Here is an 18,483-nt window from a genome sequence, read left to right as displayed (position 1 = left end):
GAACCATCCTTTCCTTTTAAAAATGAACACTTACTTGGCCAAGATGAGCAAATCTAGCAGAGAAAGTATCTCCAGCCTTCGCATCAGCAGCTGCCGATAGTGCACCAGATAAAATGACTTCTCCTGCTTTCAGTGAAATCCCAAATTCAGACAATTTATTTGCTAGCCATGCAACACATGTAGCTGGGTTTCCTAGAGCGGCCGCTCCCACCCCGGTGTTAACAATCTCATCATTTTTCGAAAGCACCATGCCAAGCAATTCAAGATTGATTTCGTCCACCTTTGCTTTTTTGTCTCCAAGTACGTAAAAACCAGAAGAAGCGTTATCTGCAATCGTATCAGGAAGCTTAATCTTCCAATCTTTTACCCTACTATCTACAATTTCGAGGGCGGGTACAATATAATCAGTTGCCTGTAACACATCAAGTGTCGTTATATTTGGACCCATTAAATCCTTTTTTAAAACAAAAGCGAGTTCTGCTTCTACCTTTGGTTGCAATACTTTCTCGATTGGAATCGTCCCGCCATTAGCTACTTCCATATTATTTAACAAGTGACCGTAGTCGGGTTCGTCAACCCCGAGAAGCTTTTGCATAGCAAGTGAGGTAAGTCCGATTTTCTTCCCAACAATTATCAGTCCTTGTTCCACTTTCATTTGTATATTTTCTAGCTGTATATGATAAGCTTCCGTTACAGAAAGATTTGGATCTATTGACGTAAGTGGATTGGTTCCAACACCTGTCTTTTCAGCATCAGCTAATAGAGCGGCATATTCTTTTATTCTATGAGTCACAATGGACATTTCCTTTCCCACCTTTCTTACAGCTTGATCGTAATATTTGATAATTCCGAGTAGAAATCTAAGCTATGCATTCCTCCGGTTCTACCAATCCCACTATTTTTCATCCCACCAAAAGGAGTTCGTAGATCTCTTAGGAACCATGTGTTTACCCAAATAATGCCCGCTTCAATTTGATGTGCCACTCGGTGTGCACGGCGCAGATCGTTTGTCCAGATGGTCGCGCTTAACCCATAATGTGTATCATTTGCCTGCATGATGACTTCTTCTTCCATATCAAAAGGCATTACTGTCACAACCGGACCAAAAATTTCTTCACGAACACAACGAGAAGTACGATCAAGCCCAGTGATAATTGTTGGCTCTAGAAAAAACCCTTTATCCATTCCTTCTGGTCGCTTTCCACCTGTTAGAATATTTGCTCCATCATTTCGTGCAATCTCGATATAGCTATTTACTCTTTCATAGTGTTCCTTGCTAACTAACGCACCTACATTGGTGGATTCAGCAAGCGGGTCACCTACTCGTAACTCTCTTACTCTTTCAGCAAATTTATTGATAAATTCATTGTAAATTGGTCGCTCTACGTAAATGCGTGAGCCACAAAGACAAACTTCCCCTTGATTGATGAAACTAGATTTAACCGTTGTTTCAATCACTTCATCAAGATCAGAATCTGCAAAAATAATATTTGGATTCTTTCCACCTAATTCATAAGACAGCTTTTTCAAAGAGTCAGCAGCTGCTTTCATGATACTTGCCCCTGTACTCGGTTCTCCGATGAAGGAAATGGCATCAATATCTGGGTGCTCAGAGATTGCTCCGCCGGCTGAATTTGGACCAAAGCCATGTACAAGATTCACCACTCCATCTGGGACGCCTGCCTCCTTACAAATTTCCATTAGCACGGTTGCTGTCATCGGAGTCCATTCTGCGGGTTTAATGACCGCCGTATTCCCCATCCCAAGGCAAGGGGCCAACTTCCAAGTAAGAAGTAATAATGGTAGATTCCATGGCTTGATGATTCCAACAACCCCTACCGGACGACGGTAGGCATAATGAATTGCTTGATCATCCTGTTGGTAGGCATCCGTTCCAACAGATGTGATATAATCGGCGAAAAAGTGAAAATTATACGCTGCACGTGGAACATCAATTTTGTTTGCTAAAGAAAATGGCTTTCCTGTGTCTAATGATTCTAGCATCGCCAATTCCTCTTGCCTTTCAAGAATCAAATCACCAATGCGACGAAGGATCTTTGACCGTTCTGCGAGTGTCATATTTTTCCACGGACCATTTAATGCTCTTCTCGCCGCACGAACCGCAAAGTCTACCTCCTCTTTTCCCCCTTCTGCTACAGTACCTAATACTTCTTCTGTTGCTGGATTCATATTTTCAAAGGTTTTATGATTTTGTGATTCAACAAATTGACCGTTGATAAAATGTAAGCAATTGATTGCTTTAACTTTTGTTTCTACCTGCATACTGTGTATCCTCCTAAAATTAGATTATTTTTATTAATTACATGGTAACGCTTACTATCAGCACCAACAACGTCATTGTTGCTCTATATGCAACAGTCTGATATTTTTTGAAAATTTAATTAAAATGCCCCCTTTTTCACTAGGAGGCTGTGTGATAATGAGATTTATTAGAGAAACATACTCATATTCATTGTCGTGATTACCGATTGATCCGGGAAAATCGTTCGTGAGGAGATTTTCCACACACCGTCTACTTTTCGAACGATATCGTTTCTCTCCCCAAACATTTGCTCCATATCGGTCGTAGAGGCTCTGCTTCTCATAAATAAGAAATAACTTCTTACCTTGTACTCTTCTTCCTCTTCCGTTGCCTCTACTGTCACATTGGTAATAAAATGACGCTGTCTAGTAGCCGGGTTTTCTACCCAGGCAGATTTTGTATACAAGCGGTGAACTCTGGTCGTTAGAGATGTTTTTGTTTCTTCGAAGAAAGCCGTATCTGTAGAGATATCATTCACTCCAACACCTTCTACCGTTTCTCTCAATGGCATCCGATATACGATGTCGTCGGTAAGTAATTCTAACCACTCCTTGTATTTACGATTGTCAAGGAAATACGCTTCTCGGTTCAGTAACGTCGTGATCTCAAGATGAAGTTCGGGGGTCACCAATCTTTGAATATTCAGAGTCATTGCTTGACCTCCTCTTTAAATAGACCTTTCGAGATTAGCTCCAGCCACTGTTCGTGCATCCTTCTAGATAAGGCGTCTATATACGTTGTTGGATAAGCAGTCCCCGGCCCAGGAAAGTTCTTATCTGGTTCCACATGGGAGTACCCCATTAAATAATTGCTCACACTATTGTAGTTCAAGCTTTTGTCCCTCATCATTAAGCCTTTACTTACTTCAACAATACGTGCCCATGTTTCGGTATCATCTTGTTCTAGTGTGCCACTTGGACCGAAAGAACCTAGATATCCTCGATAGGCAGCTTCTTTATACTCCTCCGGTGCTGCCTGATCAATTAAAAACCAACACCAAACCTCTACCTTATCTGGCCCGAGTGGCCTCCACATTCGAAAGTTCAAGTAATTATGTAAATGTCCTTCCGTTCCGTGAATAGGACTTACAAAGGATAAATTCGGATACACTCCCCCTACAAACACAGTGACTTTCGACTGGATATCTAGCTGCTCGGGGCTTAAATTCTTCTCAAACAACGGCCACATAGATTCGGGTGTACCTTGATATGGTACTCTTGCTTTTCCTGTCTTGGAGGTTATCACATTAATACCATGTGCGTTTTTCATTACCACCTGATGTCCATAGCCGGCATACAACGGGTCTTCCGGACTAATTCCCATTTCAACTGTGGAACGGTGAGTTGTTTGTACATGATACGGATCAGCAGCAAAGTTTTCAGCAGTCGCTTTCCAGTTCGCCTTTGCTACCCAGCGCTGTGGAAGACCTCTGACCTCCATTCCGCCACTTCTACCTAGAAGAATATCTAAGTACCATTTCATCTCCCCAAGATATTCCTCAAGAGGTTCCGCATTCTTATCAAGATTTCCAAAGATCATTCCTTGATACATTTCAACCTGAGGGATGGGCCTTAAGCCCCACTCGGATTTATCCATTTCTTCTCCATACACCTTATTACCAGCTACGATTCCAACTAATTCACCGTTCAAATTATAGCTCCAGCCATGATAAGGACAAGTGAAGGTTTTTTTATTTCCTCGATCTGCTGTACAAAGCTGAGTTCCACGATGGGTACATGAATTTAAAAACGCTTTAATATCACCTTCACGAGTTCTTACTAACAAAACAGGATCATTGACCATCCAACGTGTAACATAACTTCCTGGTTCTTTGATTTCCGTTTCATGGCCAAGAAACTGCCACGAATGTCCATATATTTTTTCTATTTCAAGGTCATATATATCTGGGTCAGTTAGAACCCATTGCGGTAATAACCCTTCATCCATTTTTTCTTTTAATAAGTAAAAAGCCTTTTCATCCAATGTTTTCTTGATCATTTTGGATCAACTCCTCCTTAGGTTCTTATTCAATCAAACTGGGTAAATAGGTGACGATTTCAGGAAAGATAACTAGCACAATGGTAAAAGCAACCATAGTAATAATAGTTGGGAAGACTCCTCGGAAAATTTGTTGAATTGGGACATCCTTTACGACACCACTAATAATATAAACGCTTAATCCAAGAGGAGGTGTAAGAACACCAATATTCAGCACCATTACCATAATGATTCCAAACCATAACCCGTCGAATCCTAATTGAGTGATTAACGGATAGACAATGGGCAGGGTAAGTACCATGATTGCTATCCCTTCTAGAAACATTCCTAGAATAAAATAGACTAAAAGAATCATAGCCATGATGAGAAAGGGAGAAACATCTAGTGAACCGACCGTCGTTGTTAAATACATCGGTATTTGGCTTAACGCTAGGAACTTTCCAAATAATGATGCTCCAATTAAAATTAAGAACAGCATGACCGTCAACCTTATCGACTCATCTAAGGAAGAGATTAGTCCTTTAAAACTCAGTCTTTTAGTTAAAAGGGTAAGAAAGAAAGCACCAATTGCACCTATCCCACCAGCCTCACTTGGAGTAAATACACCAAAATAAATGCCACCGATACTAATGGCAAATATCAATAAAAATGGCCACACACTTTTTAACGAAGAGAATTTTTCCTCGATGGTTGCCTTTTCCGTTTTTGTAGGAGCAATGGAAGGATCTAACCGGACTTGTATATTTATCATAAGCATAAAAAGAAGGGTCATGATGATTCCTGGTACTAAACCACCAATTAATAGTGGTCCTATAGGTTCAGATGTTAAAGCCCCATATAAAATCAAGATTACGCTAGGAGGAATTAATATCCCAAGGGTACCTCCGGCAGCAACAGCAGCAGTAGAAAAAGTCGTCCTGTAATTGTACTCTTTCATTTCAGGAATAGTGATTTTAGCCAAAGTAGCTGTTGTCGCGTTGGAGGAGCCTGATATCGCGGCAAAAATGGAAGCTGCACCAACTGTAGCGATGGCTAGACCACCACGAAAGTGCCCAATCCACTTATCAACAGCATTAAAAAGATCCTTTCCTAATCCTGTATTAGACATAAACATTCCCATTAATATAAACAATGGAATAACACTTAACCCATAATTATTGGAAGTTCCAAAAGCGGAGGATCCAAGCTGTGACAATCCTACCTGCCAGTCAGAAAGCCATGATACTCCTAAGAACCCTACTAAAAATAAAGAAAGTCCTACAGACACCTTTAATAAGATGAGCACCAATAGTAAAACAATTCCTAACACGCCTATCATTTCTGGACTCATTTTTTCACCACCCTTAGGAAGGATCTTAACGTATCAACAATAAAAGTAAGTGTGAAACAAACCGCACCAGCTGTGGCAAAGGTAACGAACAGATACAGCGGTAAGCCAAGATCTCCACTTAGTTCATTTCCGAAATAAACCCTCTTTGTATATTCAAATAATTGCCAGGTTGTTAACGACATTAGGATAAACAATAAGAGAGAAGTAAGACCTGAAAGTGTATGTTGAACCTTTGTTGGCATCATATTTGTTAAGAAATCAATTTCAATATGATCTTTTTTAATTTGTGCAGAACCTAGGCTAAAAAAGATGATCATGGCTAGTGCCAATCCTGTTAGCTCGTACGTACCCGTAATAGGTTTATTAAAAAAATATCGACCAACCACATCGGCAGTTGTGAGAAACATTAATAGAAACAAGATGATACTCGAAATTTTATGAAGAACATTATTTAAAGTAGAAACAACTTTCTCGAATTGATTTATCACTTTTTCGAATGCGGAGACCTCGTCAAGAGCCGAAGCTCTTAACGAAAGGTCCTTCCTTACTTCTTGTTCCATTACCTACACCTCCATATAGGAAGACTTTTATTCTTCAATAAGCTTTACTGTTTTATCGTAAATCTTCTGTCCGTCTACGCCTTTTTCTTTCATATCAGACAGCCATTTTTCCTTTACACCATCTGAGTTATCCTTAAATTTTTGTAGCTCACCCTCTTCAAGGCTAATAAACTCTACACCTGCATCCTTTGCTTCTTTTTCCGCTAAGCCCTTTTGATAGTCAAACGCTGCACCCGCCATTTTCGCCATCGGCTCACCAAGAAGTTCCTCTTCAATCAGCTTTTGATCTTCTGGTGAAATCTTATTCCAGCTATCTTTGTTCATGGCAACGTAGAAAATACTAGTGTTAAAGTTTCCTAATGTAACGTAATCAACCAAATCGGTCAGGTTAAAATCTTTTATAGCAGCCACAGGTAGGACGCCCCCATCTATCACTCCCTTTTGAAGAGCATCATATATTTCTGGTGCTGGTAAGGAAACTGGTGTTGCACCCCATGACTTAATCATTTCACCTGCTTCAACAGATGGTGTTCTAAGCTTTAATCCTTTTACGTCCTCAAAGCTCCTTACCGCTTTTCCTTTTGTGATAATGGCGTAAGGATCAGCAGCATGAACCCATAATAACTTTAGATCATCATATTCCTTTTGAACTTCAGGGAACGTATCATAGAGCTCTTGAGCAACCACACTCAATTCTTCTCCCGTCCCGTTTGCAAGGAATGGAAGCTGAAGAACAGAGTGGGTAGGGAACTTTCCTGCGTTATACCCATGTAGCCCCCAACCTGCATCCATGATTCCAGTTGTAATATTGTCTAACGTATCCTTAGGTCCACCAAGCGCTCCACCTGGATAGATTTGAAATTTCACTCGACCATCAGTAAGCTTTTCTACCTCTTCACTAAACGGTTTCATTGCCTTAGAGTCTTGTACATGGTCAGGAGAGTTCATGTGACCCATCTTAATGGTGATAGATTTTGAATCCGACCCAGCTTGTTCCCCTCCAGAACTCTTCGAACAAGCGGAAACAAATACTAGTGAAATTAAGATTAACAAAGTAAGACTAAGCTTCATTCCTCTTTTGAACATATTACATCCCCCTCTTCATAATAAATAAAACGCTTACAATTTTGTCTTTAGAAGAAGACTTTCTTAGTACTCTCCTAAAATTTATCAATCCTCACTTTATAATATTACTTACTACTTTTTTCATCATCAACACTGTTGTTTCTCTATATGCAACAAAACCAAAATTAAAACTTTTAAAATATTCACTTTATTTATCTAGAATTATTTGCTATATTCTCCACTATAGGGAAACAAACACTTTTTTGTTTCTAATAATGAAAGGAGGAAACTAGATGGTTAATGAAAAACAGGAAGATCAGCATTTATCATCCGTTAAAAATGCATTACGAATATTAAGAAGTTTTTCCATGGAAGAACCAGAAAAGAAGATTAGCGACTTATCTACCTCTCTCGGAATCAATAAAAGTACGGTGAGTCGAACCATGGCTACGTTAGCTTCTGAGGGTTTTGTCTATAAAGATCCTGAAACAAGAAAGTATCGCCTGGGCCTATCTATCCTTTCCTTAAGCGGAATCGTTAATAGTCATATGGATATATACAAAGAGTCACAGTCCATTTTAAACCGTTTGGTGGAAAGCATAGGTGAAACAGCACATATTTCCGTTCTCGATAATGATGAAGTCATTTATCTTCTAAAGGTAGATTGCCACCACCCGGTGCGCGTCTTAACGAATGTGGGAAAAAGAAATCCTCCTTATTGCACGAGCTCAGGTAAAGTGTTACTAGCCTATTCAGATGATCAGCTCGTCGATAGAGTCATTAAAAAAGGCTTAACAAAATACACAAAAAGTACAATAACCGACCCTGTCAAACTTCGAGCTCATTTAAAACAAATAAAAGAAAACGGTTACACTTTTAGTAGCGAGGAAATACTCGAAGGGGTGAATTCGATCGCAGCACCAGTCTATGATTATCGTGGAAAGGTGATTGCTGCACTAGCTATTGTAGGACCCAAGCAAAGAATACAAGCGAACAAAGTACCAGGATATACAAAGAAAGTAATCCAAGCAGCCATGGAGATATCCAATCGTATGGGATATTGGTGACTAGAAACTCAGAATCTATCAAATTTTTTTAAAAGGAGAATAGAGAATATGCATGATTTTCATACCCATTTTATCCCCGATGAAGTTCTTACTTGGTTAAAGGACCATAAAGAAAATGTTCATGCTAAATGGATAAAAAAAGAAAAAAATAAGGATGACTTTTTAGTAATTAACGAAAAATGGGGCTTTGAATTAAAACCATCCTTCATTGACAAGAACTTGTATCTACGCAAACAAAAAGAAGCTGGTGTTTCTCATTCCTTGATCTCACCTATTCCACAGCTTTTTATGTATGATTTTCCACTAGACATCACCACAGATATTTCCCAAGTTTATAATCACTCTTTATCACATTTAGTTACACAAGCGAATGGAAGTCTATCCGCTCTTGGCACCGTTCCTCTTGCCCATCCAGAACATGCTGCAGACGTTTTACATGATGCAGTTAAAATGGGACTTAAAGGCGCTATCATAGGACCGTCAGCAGCAGGAAAAATGCTTTCAGACGACTATTTCATTCCTTTCTTTGAGGAAGCAAACCGGTTAAAAGCTATTGTATTTATCCATCCATTGCTAAGTGAAGATTCACGATTAAAAAATTGGATGATGCCCAATCTAATAGGTGTCCCATGGGAAACAACCGTGTGTGCAACTGATATTCTATTAAGTGGAATCATTGACAAGTATCCGAATGTGAAAATCCTATTTGCCCACGGTGGAGGCTTCCTTCCTTATCAAATCGGCAGACTTGATAAAGGATATGAGCAATGGGGAGCTGTCTCGTCTAACTTACAAGGAAAACCTTCAGAATACTTGAAGCGTTTCTGGTATGATACGGTCTTATGGAATCCAGCAAGCATTGATTTTCTAGTGGAAACAGTTGGTGAAGATCGCGTCGTTCCAGGTTCTGATTTCCCATTTGATCTTTGTGTTTGGCCCCCACAGGCGACATTTGCAAAAGGAATTCAATCTTTATTAGATTAATAAAAACCAAGTCAACCACATAAAGTGATTGGCTTGGTTTTCGTTTTTGTTACTCACTTAGAAGCTGATAAACTTCCGTATCTAATTTTATAGCAAGGTCTTTATGATACGTTTTCTCATAAACAGGTTCTGCTGTTACCTTACCTCCGTAAAACATGACATTTTCAACTGTTTCCACTTCAATAGTGACAACACATAGTTTCATAGTAAGCTCTTTAATTTCAGAAACTGACGCTTTTCCCTTTACAGAATAGCAGCTTCCAGCTCCAATTACACCTAACACTACGTTAGGATTGCTTCGTATATTATCAATACTAGATGCTTTATGACCTAGCGCTATTTTTATCGTCGTTCCATCAGGTGTAGGATGCACCCACGAAACCACACTTAATTGTGGGTACTTTGTTTCAGCATTTACTGAAATTAAGGAAACCATTGTTTCTCCCTGCAAGGAAGATATTAACTCTTTGGACAAGCGGTCAGCACTTACTGTCATTTTCATTCCTCCGTTTCTAGTATTCTACACTCACAGGAAGTCCAAGCTCCAATTTTCCAAAAAGCTCTCCTACCCAGTCAAAATTAAATGCGGTATGTTGTGCCCCAGCATGAATGTCACGCCAAAACTGTTGTAACGGATGACTTTCTGCAGAAGCGGCTGCCCCACTACTTGTATAAATGGTTTCCATTGCCTCAGTACAGAGTTCCGCACAATAGCAATAATTTCTTCGCAAACTAACACGTTCCTTGTAATCAAGCACTCTTCCAGATTCTACTAACTCTAGCGACTTATGAAGCAGTGCATCTACCGCTTCTAGCTTAGCTGCTACCTTCGCAAGTCGGATTTGCTGATGTGTTAAATTGGCAACAGGTTCTCCTTTACGGGATTTATTTTTGCCAATGACCATATCTCGCCAAATATTATAGGCACCCTTTGTTGCACCTAAAATAACAGACAATAATGTTACAGGCATAACCGCTGACAGCTGAATACGGTAAAGTGGGGCCTTATTTTGCTCCATACCAGGAGAAATGCCTTGGAGATTCCACGGAGTTAACTCCATCGTGCGATGTTCCGGGACAAATACATCCGATAACTCTAACAAGTTACTACCTGTTCCACGCATACCAATAACATGCCATACATCTATCACCTTTAAGTCGCTTTTCGGAACGAGGAAATACAACATTTTTTTCTCTTTCTCACTATCCTCTTGTGGGGCTGCAGCACTAATCATGACCCAATCACAGTGATTGATTCCCGAAGAAAATCCCCATTTCCCAGTTAGACGATATCCATCTTTTACCTTTAGAATCTCTGAGTTCGGACTTGGATTTATGGAGGTGGCAAGACAAGCGTCTGGATTGTCCTTCCATACATCTTTCTGAGCTTCGTTTGGGAAAAAGGCTAGCATCCAGCTGTGAAGTAGCAATAAGGAATAACACCAGCCTGCAGAGGCATCTCCTTTCGATACTTCAATCGCGGTACCGGCTAATGTTTTCCAATCGAGCTCATGTCCTCCCCAACGACTTGGAACCAATGAGCGAACTAACCCTGATGCAATAAAGTCGTCAATAGTTTCTTGTGGTTGATGTCTCAAGCTTTCTCCTTCACGGGAACGAGAACGGATCATTAAAGATAATTCTTTGGCACGCTCAATGGCTTCCTCATGAGTAATCTTATTTAACATCTTGTTCATTCCCTCACCCTCCTGTACTTGATTTCTCAATATCTGGTGTACCATATGTGTGAAACGTTGCTGGCAAAGGAGACCCCCATGCCAATCCTTTTTTCCGTTCTTCTGGTGTCCAGGTCACCGTTTCCCAATCAGGTGTATAAATGAGAAATCCACCTGAACATACTTCAATACGATTGCCCCCTGGCTCATACACGTACACAAACATCGTTTGCCCTGCCACATGCTTATTAGGTGGAGCTTCAATATAAATTCCATTATCTAAAAACACATCTGCTGCTCGCAGAACCATTTCTGGAGTTTCTACTTTAAATGCAGCGTGATGAAAACGTCCTTGGGCACCGGTTTTATCCAATGAAATTGCCATGTCATAAGACTTGTTGGTCACATGTAGCCACGCCGTTGTTTGTTTTCCTGTTTCTGTTACCGCTTGCTCACTCAGTTTAAAGCCTAGATACTTTCGATAGAATAAACTATCCGCATCGACATCAGGACTAAACAAATTTATATGATCAAGCTGTGTAACGGCTGCCCCCCTAGCAGAGTACTTTTCCGGCATGTTCTTTAACCCTGGCTTCAAATGATCCGGTGTCACGTACTTTTCCGCTTCGTAAAAGACTTCTATTTTATGTCCAGCGGGATCCATAAAACGATAGGAAGGACCATGTCCATAATCGCCGTCTGTCCATCCAATCCCATACTTGCTATCCTTCAGATGATTTGCTCGCTGCTCAAGCGATTGTGGAGAGAAGGTTCTCATCCCCACATGACCAAGGCCAGCTTGCTTGGCTTCTGTGAGTTTCAAGCTATAAAGCTGCTGCTCACCCCAGCCTCGTAAATAGACGGATTGTGCCTCACTTTTCACTACCGTCATCCCAAGTAACCCCTGGAAAAACTCAAGACTTTCATTTGGCCTTGGAGTCTGCAATTCTATATGAGCTAAATGAGCAATATCGCGAATCGGCTCTTGAAAGTTTGTCATGAAACGTTCTCCTCCTTAATGGTGGTCTCGATTGCTCCAATCCCCGAAATTTCTACTTTAACAACATCTCCATCTTGGAGAAACTTATTTTGTGCTTCACCGACACCACCTGGTGTTCCCGTACAAACAATGTCACCTGGTTCTAACGTGCAAATGCCAGATAAAAATTCAACCAAATGATTTACGTTAAACAATAGCTGCTCTGTATTAGATTTTTGTCTTACTTCGCCATTTACGGTTAATGAAATATCAAGACCATGTGGATTGGAAATTTCATCCTTTGTCACTAAAACGGGCCCTAACGGGAGACTGTTATCTAGCGTTTTTCCTTGCAGCCATTGAATCGTTCTCTTCTGCATATCGCGAGCGGTGATATCATTTGCCACCGTGTAGCCATACACATAATCCAAAGCATCTTCAGCCTTGATGTTCTTCCCTTCCTTCCCAATAACAAATGCTAGTTCTGCCTCGTAATCTAATTTTTTCGTTAAATCGGAGTTAAGTAGAAATATGTCATTAGGAGCCGCAATTGCTGTTGCAAACTTAGCAAAAATGACTGGGTGTGCTGGAAAGTCACGCTTCATCTCAATGATATGGTTCTTGTAATTCAATCCTACGCAAATGATTTTATTCGGCTTTAACACTGGTGGTCCGATCTTTACACGATCTTTTTTAAAAATTGCCGAGGTTTCTACTGAATGCCCAAGAGCAAAGTCAATCGCTTCTTTTGCCTTTTGCAAGGCCACATCCCCACTCGCAATAAATTCTACTGGATTAGCCGGGAGTAAAGCGCTTGCAATTTCTATTGCCCTTTTTTGCCCTTGTTGCTTTAACTGCTCGATGTACGCGAGTTGTGGATCGATAATCGTATGTTCGTCTACTAAAATACCTAGTCTAAGTGAATGATTATTTTCGGAATATGTTAGTAATTTCAAGTAAAACCCTCCTTGATTTTAATGTAGCCATCGTGTCAGCCTGTAATTTTATGATAAGACAAAGAAAAACTTTTTTGAAATACACAGATGTTATTTGAGAAATCGCGATTTCAGATGATTAATTTGCAAAAAAAAAATACTCCGCTTGATCGGAGTATCTTTTAGCCCATTTTCATTAAATGTTTTCGGAAAAACTTTTCAATCAACTCAAATATTTTAACGTGGGTGGATTCTATTTGCTCTTTCTCCCCTACTCTAGTTGTATGAAGACTAGCAGAATAAGGCGGATGATTGTCCAAATCATTGTTGTTAAAAAAGGCATGGCCAAAACCATCTATTAAACAGAGAGTGGCATCGTTTCCTTTTTCTAAGAGAGCTTGATATAGTAGTTCACTTTGATGTGCTGGTACCGCCGTATCCTTTGTTCCATGCATGATCAGAAAAGGCGGTTCATCCCCTTTGATATACGTAATGGGATTGGCTTCTCGCACACGATCAGGTACCGAATGAATAGGAGATCCTAGCAATTGAGATTCTGGAGAATTCATATCAGAGTGATGTAAGACTGGGTCAAGATGTTCTGTTTCTGGATCATTAGAACGCCCCTCAGGCGTATGAGGTAGATCCATTTGCAAGAAATCCGTTGGTCCATAACCATCAACAACCGCCTGAACATCACTGGAATATTCTTCAACCCCGTGTTCCAACCCCTCAAGTATTCCTGTTCCCGTTGTTCCGGCTAATGCTGCTAAATGTCCTCCAGCAGATGAGCCCCATAACCCTATGCGATCGCTATCTAAATGATACTCATCAGCAACCGAACGAAGCCAACGTATCGCCGCCTTTACGTCATGAATTTGTGCAGGAAAGAGGGCTTCCCCGCTCAAACGGTATTCGATACTCGCCATCGCAAAGCCTTTTTCGGCAAAATATTGATAAAAATCCGGTCCAAGCTTCCGATCCCCAATTCTCCAACCGCCCCCATGTAACCACACGATAACTGGCAATGGTTCTTTCTTCTTAAGAGGTAAATATAAATCTAGAAGTAATGGTTTTCCACCGGGAGAGGAAAACACAAGGTCTGGTAATAACTTTACTTGAAAACTCATATTCAACTAACCTCTTCAATATCAGATGGACGTGGTGGCTTCCCTAATAGAGTCAAGTCTAGTTCCTGGATCCTCTGAATGACTCGGTCAAACCGGTAAGGGGCAGGCTCGTCAGGAAAAATAGAATGTTCATATTCATCTCCTAAAATTCGAAAGAAACCCTCAAAATCAGCCGGAGTTAATACCCCCAGAAACTTTGTGTAGTGAGCATCACAACGGAAGCGATGGGCTGTCTTTGCAGGAACATAGGCAAAATCACCCGGTAACAAATGTAATTCCTCTCCATTTACCCAAAGGGTCATTTCCCCTTGCAAGCACATAAAAGTTTCATTTGTAACTTCATGTGCGTGTTCTCCAATCGGCAATCCCTTTGGTCCTTCAGATACTAAAGCAATAAAATGACCGTCAGTCGCCTCTTTTGTAGTAAGAAGAGAATGTACGGTATCTCCACTCAGCAGGTGTACCCCTTCTCCAGATTCAAGCACGTAGGCCTTTGGCTCTGTTGGAATTGAACAGCCTTTTACTAGTTGAACGAATTCGTTTACTTGCTGACAATCAACAAATTTTATATCAATATCATTAGGAATGTTTGCTAGACTATTTGAATCTAAAGGATTTTTACAAACAGGTGGACGTTCAAATTTATCATAGGGTTCTCCAATATATGAATATAGTTCTGCAACAGTGCCGTTAATAGTAAACGACCAAAAGCGTGTACGATGACTCTGCATCCGATACGCATGGACTGTGCCTGAAGGAATATGAACATAATCCCCTGCTGTTAGTAGATGCTTTTCTCCATTGATTTCTACCTCAAGTCTTCCATCAAGCACGACAATGCCTTCATGGGCTTGTTCATGTATATGTGATGGAAAATAATCCCCTTTTCCTCCTGATAATTGAACTATTTCTAGCATATCACCCGTACTTTTCGTGGTGGCAACAACCGAGGCTACCTGTGTTCCGAATAAGTATCTTTCTCCCTCTCCGTTTCGAACGTAATATGGTTTTCCTTCATTAGGTAATTTGCCAATAACCCGTACAACCATCTCCCCACACCCCTAGTCAGAATTTTCATACTTTAAAGCGCTTTCATATTTAACCATAAAACGAAATCAAAAGAATTGGAAATATTAGAGTTTGATTTCTGTAATCAGGATTCCTGATTACTCTTTGCATATATTTTTGTAGACAACTATTTTTGGTAAATGGGAAACTTTTCTTCCTGACCCTTTTATTCTCATATTCTATGATAAAATAATAGAAAACACATAACAAGTGAGGGTCTTATGGATATTCGCCAATTGCGTTATTTTATCACTGTTGCAGAGCATCTAAATTTTACGAAAGCTGCCAATCAGCTGTATGTTGCTCAATCCGCGATAAGCCAGCAAATTGCTGATTTAGAGGATCAAATAGGCGTAAAACTATTTATCAGAAACAAACGCTCCGTAAAGCTCACCCCAGCAGGCTCTGTTTTCCTCAAAGAAGCCATTGAGATTGTCGAGAAAACATCAGGAGCCATTGAAAAGGCAAAGCAAACAGATGAAGGTATCATTGGAAGTCTCTCCATTGGTTTTCTAGCTGTGCATGTGAAAAGTTTTCTACCTTCAGTCATCAAACGGTTTCGTGAGTTATATCCAAAAGTGGAACTCCATTTAAACCACTTTCCTAGTAAAATGCTAAAAGATGAATTAGAGCATGGAGAACTAGATTTTGCACTAACCCTCCCCTCAGGACTCCATCGAATTGAAGAAATTGAAATTGAAACGGTTGCTAAAGAACCGTACTGTATTGTTATGCACCAAAACCATCCACTCGTTAACAAGAAAAATATCACTCTACCAGATGTGGCTGGGGAGCCATTTATCATACATAATCGCCACGATTCACCAGTTGGCTCGTATGATTTTATTGTCCAGTTATGTGAACAGCATGGGTTCACTCCGAAAATTGTTAGTCAGCCACGCTTCGTTGATACGGTTCCGATTTTAGTAGAATCGGAAATGGGCATATCCATTTTACCAAAGAGCTTTGAAGCGATATCTAGCCCCTCGCTTCGTTTTGTGGAAATGAATCAAATAGAGGATCAGGACTTTGAGCTTGTCATAGCTTGGAAAAAGAATAATTTGAATCCTTCCTTATCGAGGTTCTTGAAAGTTTTGAGATTTTGGAATGAGTAACTAGGTTGGAATTTATATCATGCGATTTCCAGCATTTAGTGGAATGAGTGAACTAAGTTGAACTTTATGACATGTGATTTCCAGCATTTAGTGGCATGAGTGAACTAAGTTGGACTTTACGACATGCAATTTCCAATATTTAGTGAAATAAGTGAACTAAGTTGAACTTTACGACATGCGATTTCCAATATTTAGCGGAATAAGTGAACTAAGTTGGACTTTACGACATGTATTTTCCAGTATTTAGTAAAATAAGATGAACTTAGTAAATCTGTTTTTTATATTTAATAATAAAAGGTTGCCAGAGCAACCTTTTTACTTTTTATAAGAATAATGTCTTTAACTCATCCTGATTTTGCAGCAAATCTTCTAACGTATATCCATCTAAAACCTTTAGATAAGAGTTTAAAGCCTCATTTAATACATGTTTTAATTTACAAGCCGGACTGATTCGGCAAGTGTTTCTGGTCTCGTCAAAACATTCCACCATATTGATAGGACTTTCCGTTAGACGAACAATGGAACCAATATTTATTTGAGCCGGCTCCTTCGCTAGCCGAATTCCTCCATTGCGTCCCCTAACCGTTTCTATCAATCCAAGCTTTCCTAGTTCATAAACTACTTTGCTTAAATGATTATTTGATATGTTATAAAAGCTGGAAATTTCTTTGATATTTGATTTTTCGCTGCTTGTTTGCATTCCCAAAAAAATAAGAACACGTAACGTATAGTCTGTGTATGTGGTAAGTTGCATCATAATCACCTTGATCCCTATGCCATTAAATAATTTAAATATACCATAAACTAACTAGTTCAACATAAATGTGAACATTCTGTTAAACATGTATTTAAAATATTGCTTTAAGTAACCATCAATGCCTAAAATAAAACATGTATTCTAAATATATCTTTAACACTGTGAGAATATTATTAAGGGGGAATTAACATGACAACAACTACAAGTCCATTAGACACGAAAACAATTGAAATTATTAAATCCACTGTTCCTGTCCTAGCACAACATGGGGAAGCCATTACTAAGAGATTCTACGAGATGCTGTTTACAAACCATCCGGAGTTGTTAAATATTTTTAACCACGCCAATCAAAAACAAGGAAGACAGCCTAAAGCACTTGCAAATACTGTCTATGCTGCCGCTGCGTATATAGATAATTTAGAAGCCATCCTACCTGTCGTTAGACAAATTGCCCATAAACATAGAAGTTTACAAGTGAAAGCCGAGCATTATCCTATCGTTGGAAAACATTTATTACTTGCGATAAAAGACGTACTTGGAGATGCTGCGACCGATGACATTATTGATGCGTGGGGGAAAGCGTATGGTGTGATTGCGGATGTATTTATTCAAGTAGAAAATGAAATGTATGAGGAAACGGTTTCTCAATCTGGTGGCTGGAATGATTTTAGAGACTTCGCTGTTGCTAAAAAAGTAAAAGAAAGTGAAGTAATTACCTCTTTTTACTTACAACCAAAGGATGGTAAGGGAATTCCTACTTTCACTCCTGGCCAGTATATTAGCATTCGGGTAAAAATTACGGGAGAAGAGTACACTCATATTCGCCAGTATAGCTTATCTGACAGTCCTGAAAAAGAGTACTACCGGATTAGTGTAAAAAAGGAAACCTCTTCTTCTGAACATATCCCAAACGGGAAAGTATCCACATACTTACACAATACCATTCAAGAAGGAGATACTCTAGAAGTGACAGCTCCTGCCGGTGATTTTGTTTTAGATGTAGAATCTATAGAACCTGTTGTGTTGCTTAGTGGTGGTGTAGGAATTACTCCAATGATTAGCATGCTAAATACCCTTGCTTCCAAACAGCCAAATCGTAAAGTCACATTTATTCACGCTGCTATTAACGGAACGACTCATGCCATGCATGAACATGTTAAAGAGCTTTCAAGTCAATCGGAGAATATTAAGTATCACCTTTGCTATGAAAAGCCGACAGAAGTAGATGTATTAAACAAAGAGTTTGATAAAGAAGGATATATTGATCTTCAATGGATCGATTCAATTGTTAAAGATAAAAATGCTTCTTTCTACTTCTGTGGTCCGATTCCATTCATGAAAACAGTAAATACTGCATTAAAAGAGTTAGGAGTTCCTGCTGATAGAATTCATTTTGAATTTTTTGGACCTGCCGATCAGTTAAATTAAGTTTTATAGAAAAGGAAAGCCATTCTAGCTGTCTAGCTGAATGACTTTCCTATTTTGTTTGAATCTCT

At 39.6% G+C, this 18,483-nt stretch carries 18 protein-coding genes; 4 read left to right on the top strand and 14 right to left on the bottom strand.

The window, feature by feature from the left end; genetic code table 11:
• Nucleotides 1-16: 16 nt before the first annotated feature.
• The 7 genes from BKO01S_RS11795 to BKO01S_RS11765 all read right to left on the bottom strand — a co-directional run bounded on the left by BKO01S_RS11795 (nucleotide 17) and on the right by BKO01S_RS11765 (nucleotide 7,297).
• Nucleotides 17-802 carry a 2-keto-4-pentenoate hydratase gene (locus tag BKO01S_RS11795; RefSeq protein WP_066053811.1) on the bottom strand — a complete coding sequence of 262 codons (786 nt, stop codon included), beginning with the start codon at nucleotides 800-802 and terminating at the stop codon, nucleotides 17-19.
• 17 nt (nucleotides 803-819) lie between these two features.
• A complete protein-coding gene (locus BKO01S_RS11790) occupies nucleotides 820-2,283 on the bottom strand; it encodes an aldehyde dehydrogenase (protein WP_066053808.1) in 1,464 nt (487 codons plus the stop codon).
• Nucleotides 2,284-2,450: 167 nt separating this feature from the next.
• Complete coding sequence (locus tag BKO01S_RS11785; protein WP_198158804.1) at nucleotides 2,451-2,975, bottom strand: 3-phenylpropionate/cinnamic acid dioxygenase subunit beta; 525 nt, start codon at nucleotides 2,973-2,975, stop codon at nucleotides 2,451-2,453.
• On the bottom strand, nucleotides 2,972-4,321 hold the full coding sequence (locus tag BKO01S_RS11780) for an aromatic ring-hydroxylating oxygenase subunit alpha (RefSeq protein WP_066053805.1): 1,350 nt from the start codon (nucleotides 4,319-4,321) through the stop codon (nucleotides 2,972-2,974). The genes BKO01S_RS11785 and BKO01S_RS11780 overlap by 4 nt, the downstream gene beginning before the upstream one ends.
• Nucleotides 4,322-4,346: 25 nt before the next feature.
• Nucleotides 4,347-5,651, bottom strand: coding sequence for a TRAP transporter large permease (locus BKO01S_RS11775; protein ID WP_066053802.1), 1,305 nt, complete (start codon nucleotides 5,649-5,651; stop codon nucleotides 4,347-4,349).
• On the bottom strand, nucleotides 5,648-6,211 hold the full coding sequence (locus tag BKO01S_RS11770; RefSeq protein WP_066053799.1) for a TRAP transporter small permease: 564 nt from the start codon (nucleotides 6,209-6,211) through the stop codon (nucleotides 5,648-5,650). Before BKO01S_RS11770 ends, BKO01S_RS11775 begins: the two co-directional genes overlap by 4 nt.
• A gap of 27 nt (nucleotides 6,212-6,238) precedes the next feature.
• Nucleotides 6,239-7,297 (bottom strand): TRAP transporter substrate-binding protein, encoded by a 1,059-nt coding sequence (locus BKO01S_RS11765; RefSeq protein WP_066053796.1) that lies wholly within the window; start codon nucleotides 7,295-7,297, stop codon nucleotides 6,239-6,241.
• Nucleotides 7,298-7,569: 272 nt separating this feature from the next.
• Between BKO01S_RS11765 and BKO01S_RS11760 the strand changes: the two genes are divergently transcribed.
• Both BKO01S_RS11760 and BKO01S_RS11755 read left to right on the top strand, forming a co-directional pair.
• Nucleotides 7,570-8,343 carry an IclR family transcriptional regulator gene (locus BKO01S_RS11760; RefSeq protein WP_066053793.1) on the top strand — a complete coding sequence of 258 codons (774 nt, stop codon included), beginning with the start codon at nucleotides 7,570-7,572 and terminating at the stop codon, nucleotides 8,341-8,343.
• Between the two features lie 48 nt (nucleotides 8,344-8,391).
• Entirely contained in the window at nucleotides 8,392-9,327 is a 936-nt protein-coding gene (locus BKO01S_RS11755) for an amidohydrolase family protein (RefSeq protein ID WP_066053790.1), read from the top strand.
• Between the two features lie 49 nt (nucleotides 9,328-9,376).
• Here the strand turns inward: BKO01S_RS11755 and BKO01S_RS11750 are convergent, their stop codons facing one another.
• The 6 genes from BKO01S_RS11750 to BKO01S_RS11725 form a co-directional block, all read right to left on the bottom strand.
• Nucleotides 9,377-9,823 carry a PNPOx family protein gene (locus BKO01S_RS11750; protein ID WP_066053789.1) on the bottom strand — a complete coding sequence of 149 codons (447 nt, stop codon included), beginning with the start codon at nucleotides 9,821-9,823 and terminating at the stop codon, nucleotides 9,377-9,379.
• A gap of 16 nt (nucleotides 9,824-9,839) precedes the next feature.
• Entirely contained in the window at nucleotides 9,840-11,024 is a 1,185-nt protein-coding gene (locus tag BKO01S_RS11745; protein WP_066053785.1) for an acyl-CoA dehydrogenase family protein, read from the bottom strand.
• Nucleotides 11,025-11,028: 4 nt separating this feature from the next.
• Entirely contained in the window at nucleotides 11,029-12,003 is a 975-nt protein-coding gene (locus BKO01S_RS11740) for a VOC family protein (RefSeq protein ID WP_066053783.1), read from the bottom strand.
• Entirely contained in the window at nucleotides 12,000-12,938 is a 939-nt protein-coding gene (locus tag BKO01S_RS11735; RefSeq protein WP_066053781.1) for a fumarylacetoacetate hydrolase family protein, read from the bottom strand. Before BKO01S_RS11735 ends, BKO01S_RS11740 begins: the two co-directional genes overlap by 4 nt.
• Nucleotides 12,939-13,099: 161 nt before the next feature.
• Nucleotides 13,100-14,047, bottom strand: coding sequence for an alpha/beta hydrolase (locus BKO01S_RS11730; protein ID WP_066053776.1), 948 nt, complete (start codon nucleotides 14,045-14,047; stop codon nucleotides 13,100-13,102).
• Nucleotides 14,048-14,049: 2 nt separating this feature from the next.
• Complete coding sequence (locus BKO01S_RS11725; protein WP_066053773.1) at nucleotides 14,050-15,096, bottom strand: quercetin 2,3-dioxygenase; 1,047 nt, start codon at nucleotides 15,094-15,096, stop codon at nucleotides 14,050-14,052.
• A gap of 240 nt (nucleotides 15,097-15,336) precedes the next feature.
• Here BKO01S_RS11725 and BKO01S_RS11720 point away from each other — a divergent pair, with 240 nt between their 5' ends.
• On the top strand, nucleotides 15,337-16,230 hold the full coding sequence (locus BKO01S_RS11720) for a LysR family transcriptional regulator (protein ID WP_066053770.1): 894 nt from the start codon (nucleotides 15,337-15,339) through the stop codon (nucleotides 16,228-16,230).
• A gap of 322 nt (nucleotides 16,231-16,552) precedes the next feature.
• On the opposite strand, the gene BKO01S_RS11715 is transcribed toward BKO01S_RS11720, so the two are convergent.
• Nucleotides 16,553-16,984, bottom strand: a complete 432-nt coding sequence (locus tag BKO01S_RS11715; protein ID WP_066053765.1) for an RrF2 family transcriptional regulator — start codon at nucleotides 16,982-16,984, stop codon at nucleotides 16,553-16,555.
• A gap of 192 nt (nucleotides 16,985-17,176) precedes the next feature.
• Here BKO01S_RS11715 and hmpA point away from each other — a divergent pair, with 192 nt between their 5' ends.
• On the top strand, nucleotides 17,177-18,415 hold the full coding sequence (hmpA, locus tag BKO01S_RS11710; RefSeq protein ID WP_066053761.1) for an NO-inducible flavohemoprotein: 1,239 nt from the start codon (nucleotides 17,177-17,179) through the stop codon (nucleotides 18,413-18,415).
• Nucleotides 18,416-18,483: the final 68 nt, after the last annotated feature.

The organism is Robertmurraya korlensis NBRC 107688, assembly GCF_001591645.1.
Taxonomy (GTDB): Bacteria; Bacillota; Bacilli; order Bacillales; family Cytobacillaceae; genus Robertmurraya_A.
Note: the sequence above shows the minus strand (reverse complement) of the source record. Positions and strands in the feature narration are given on the sequence as shown.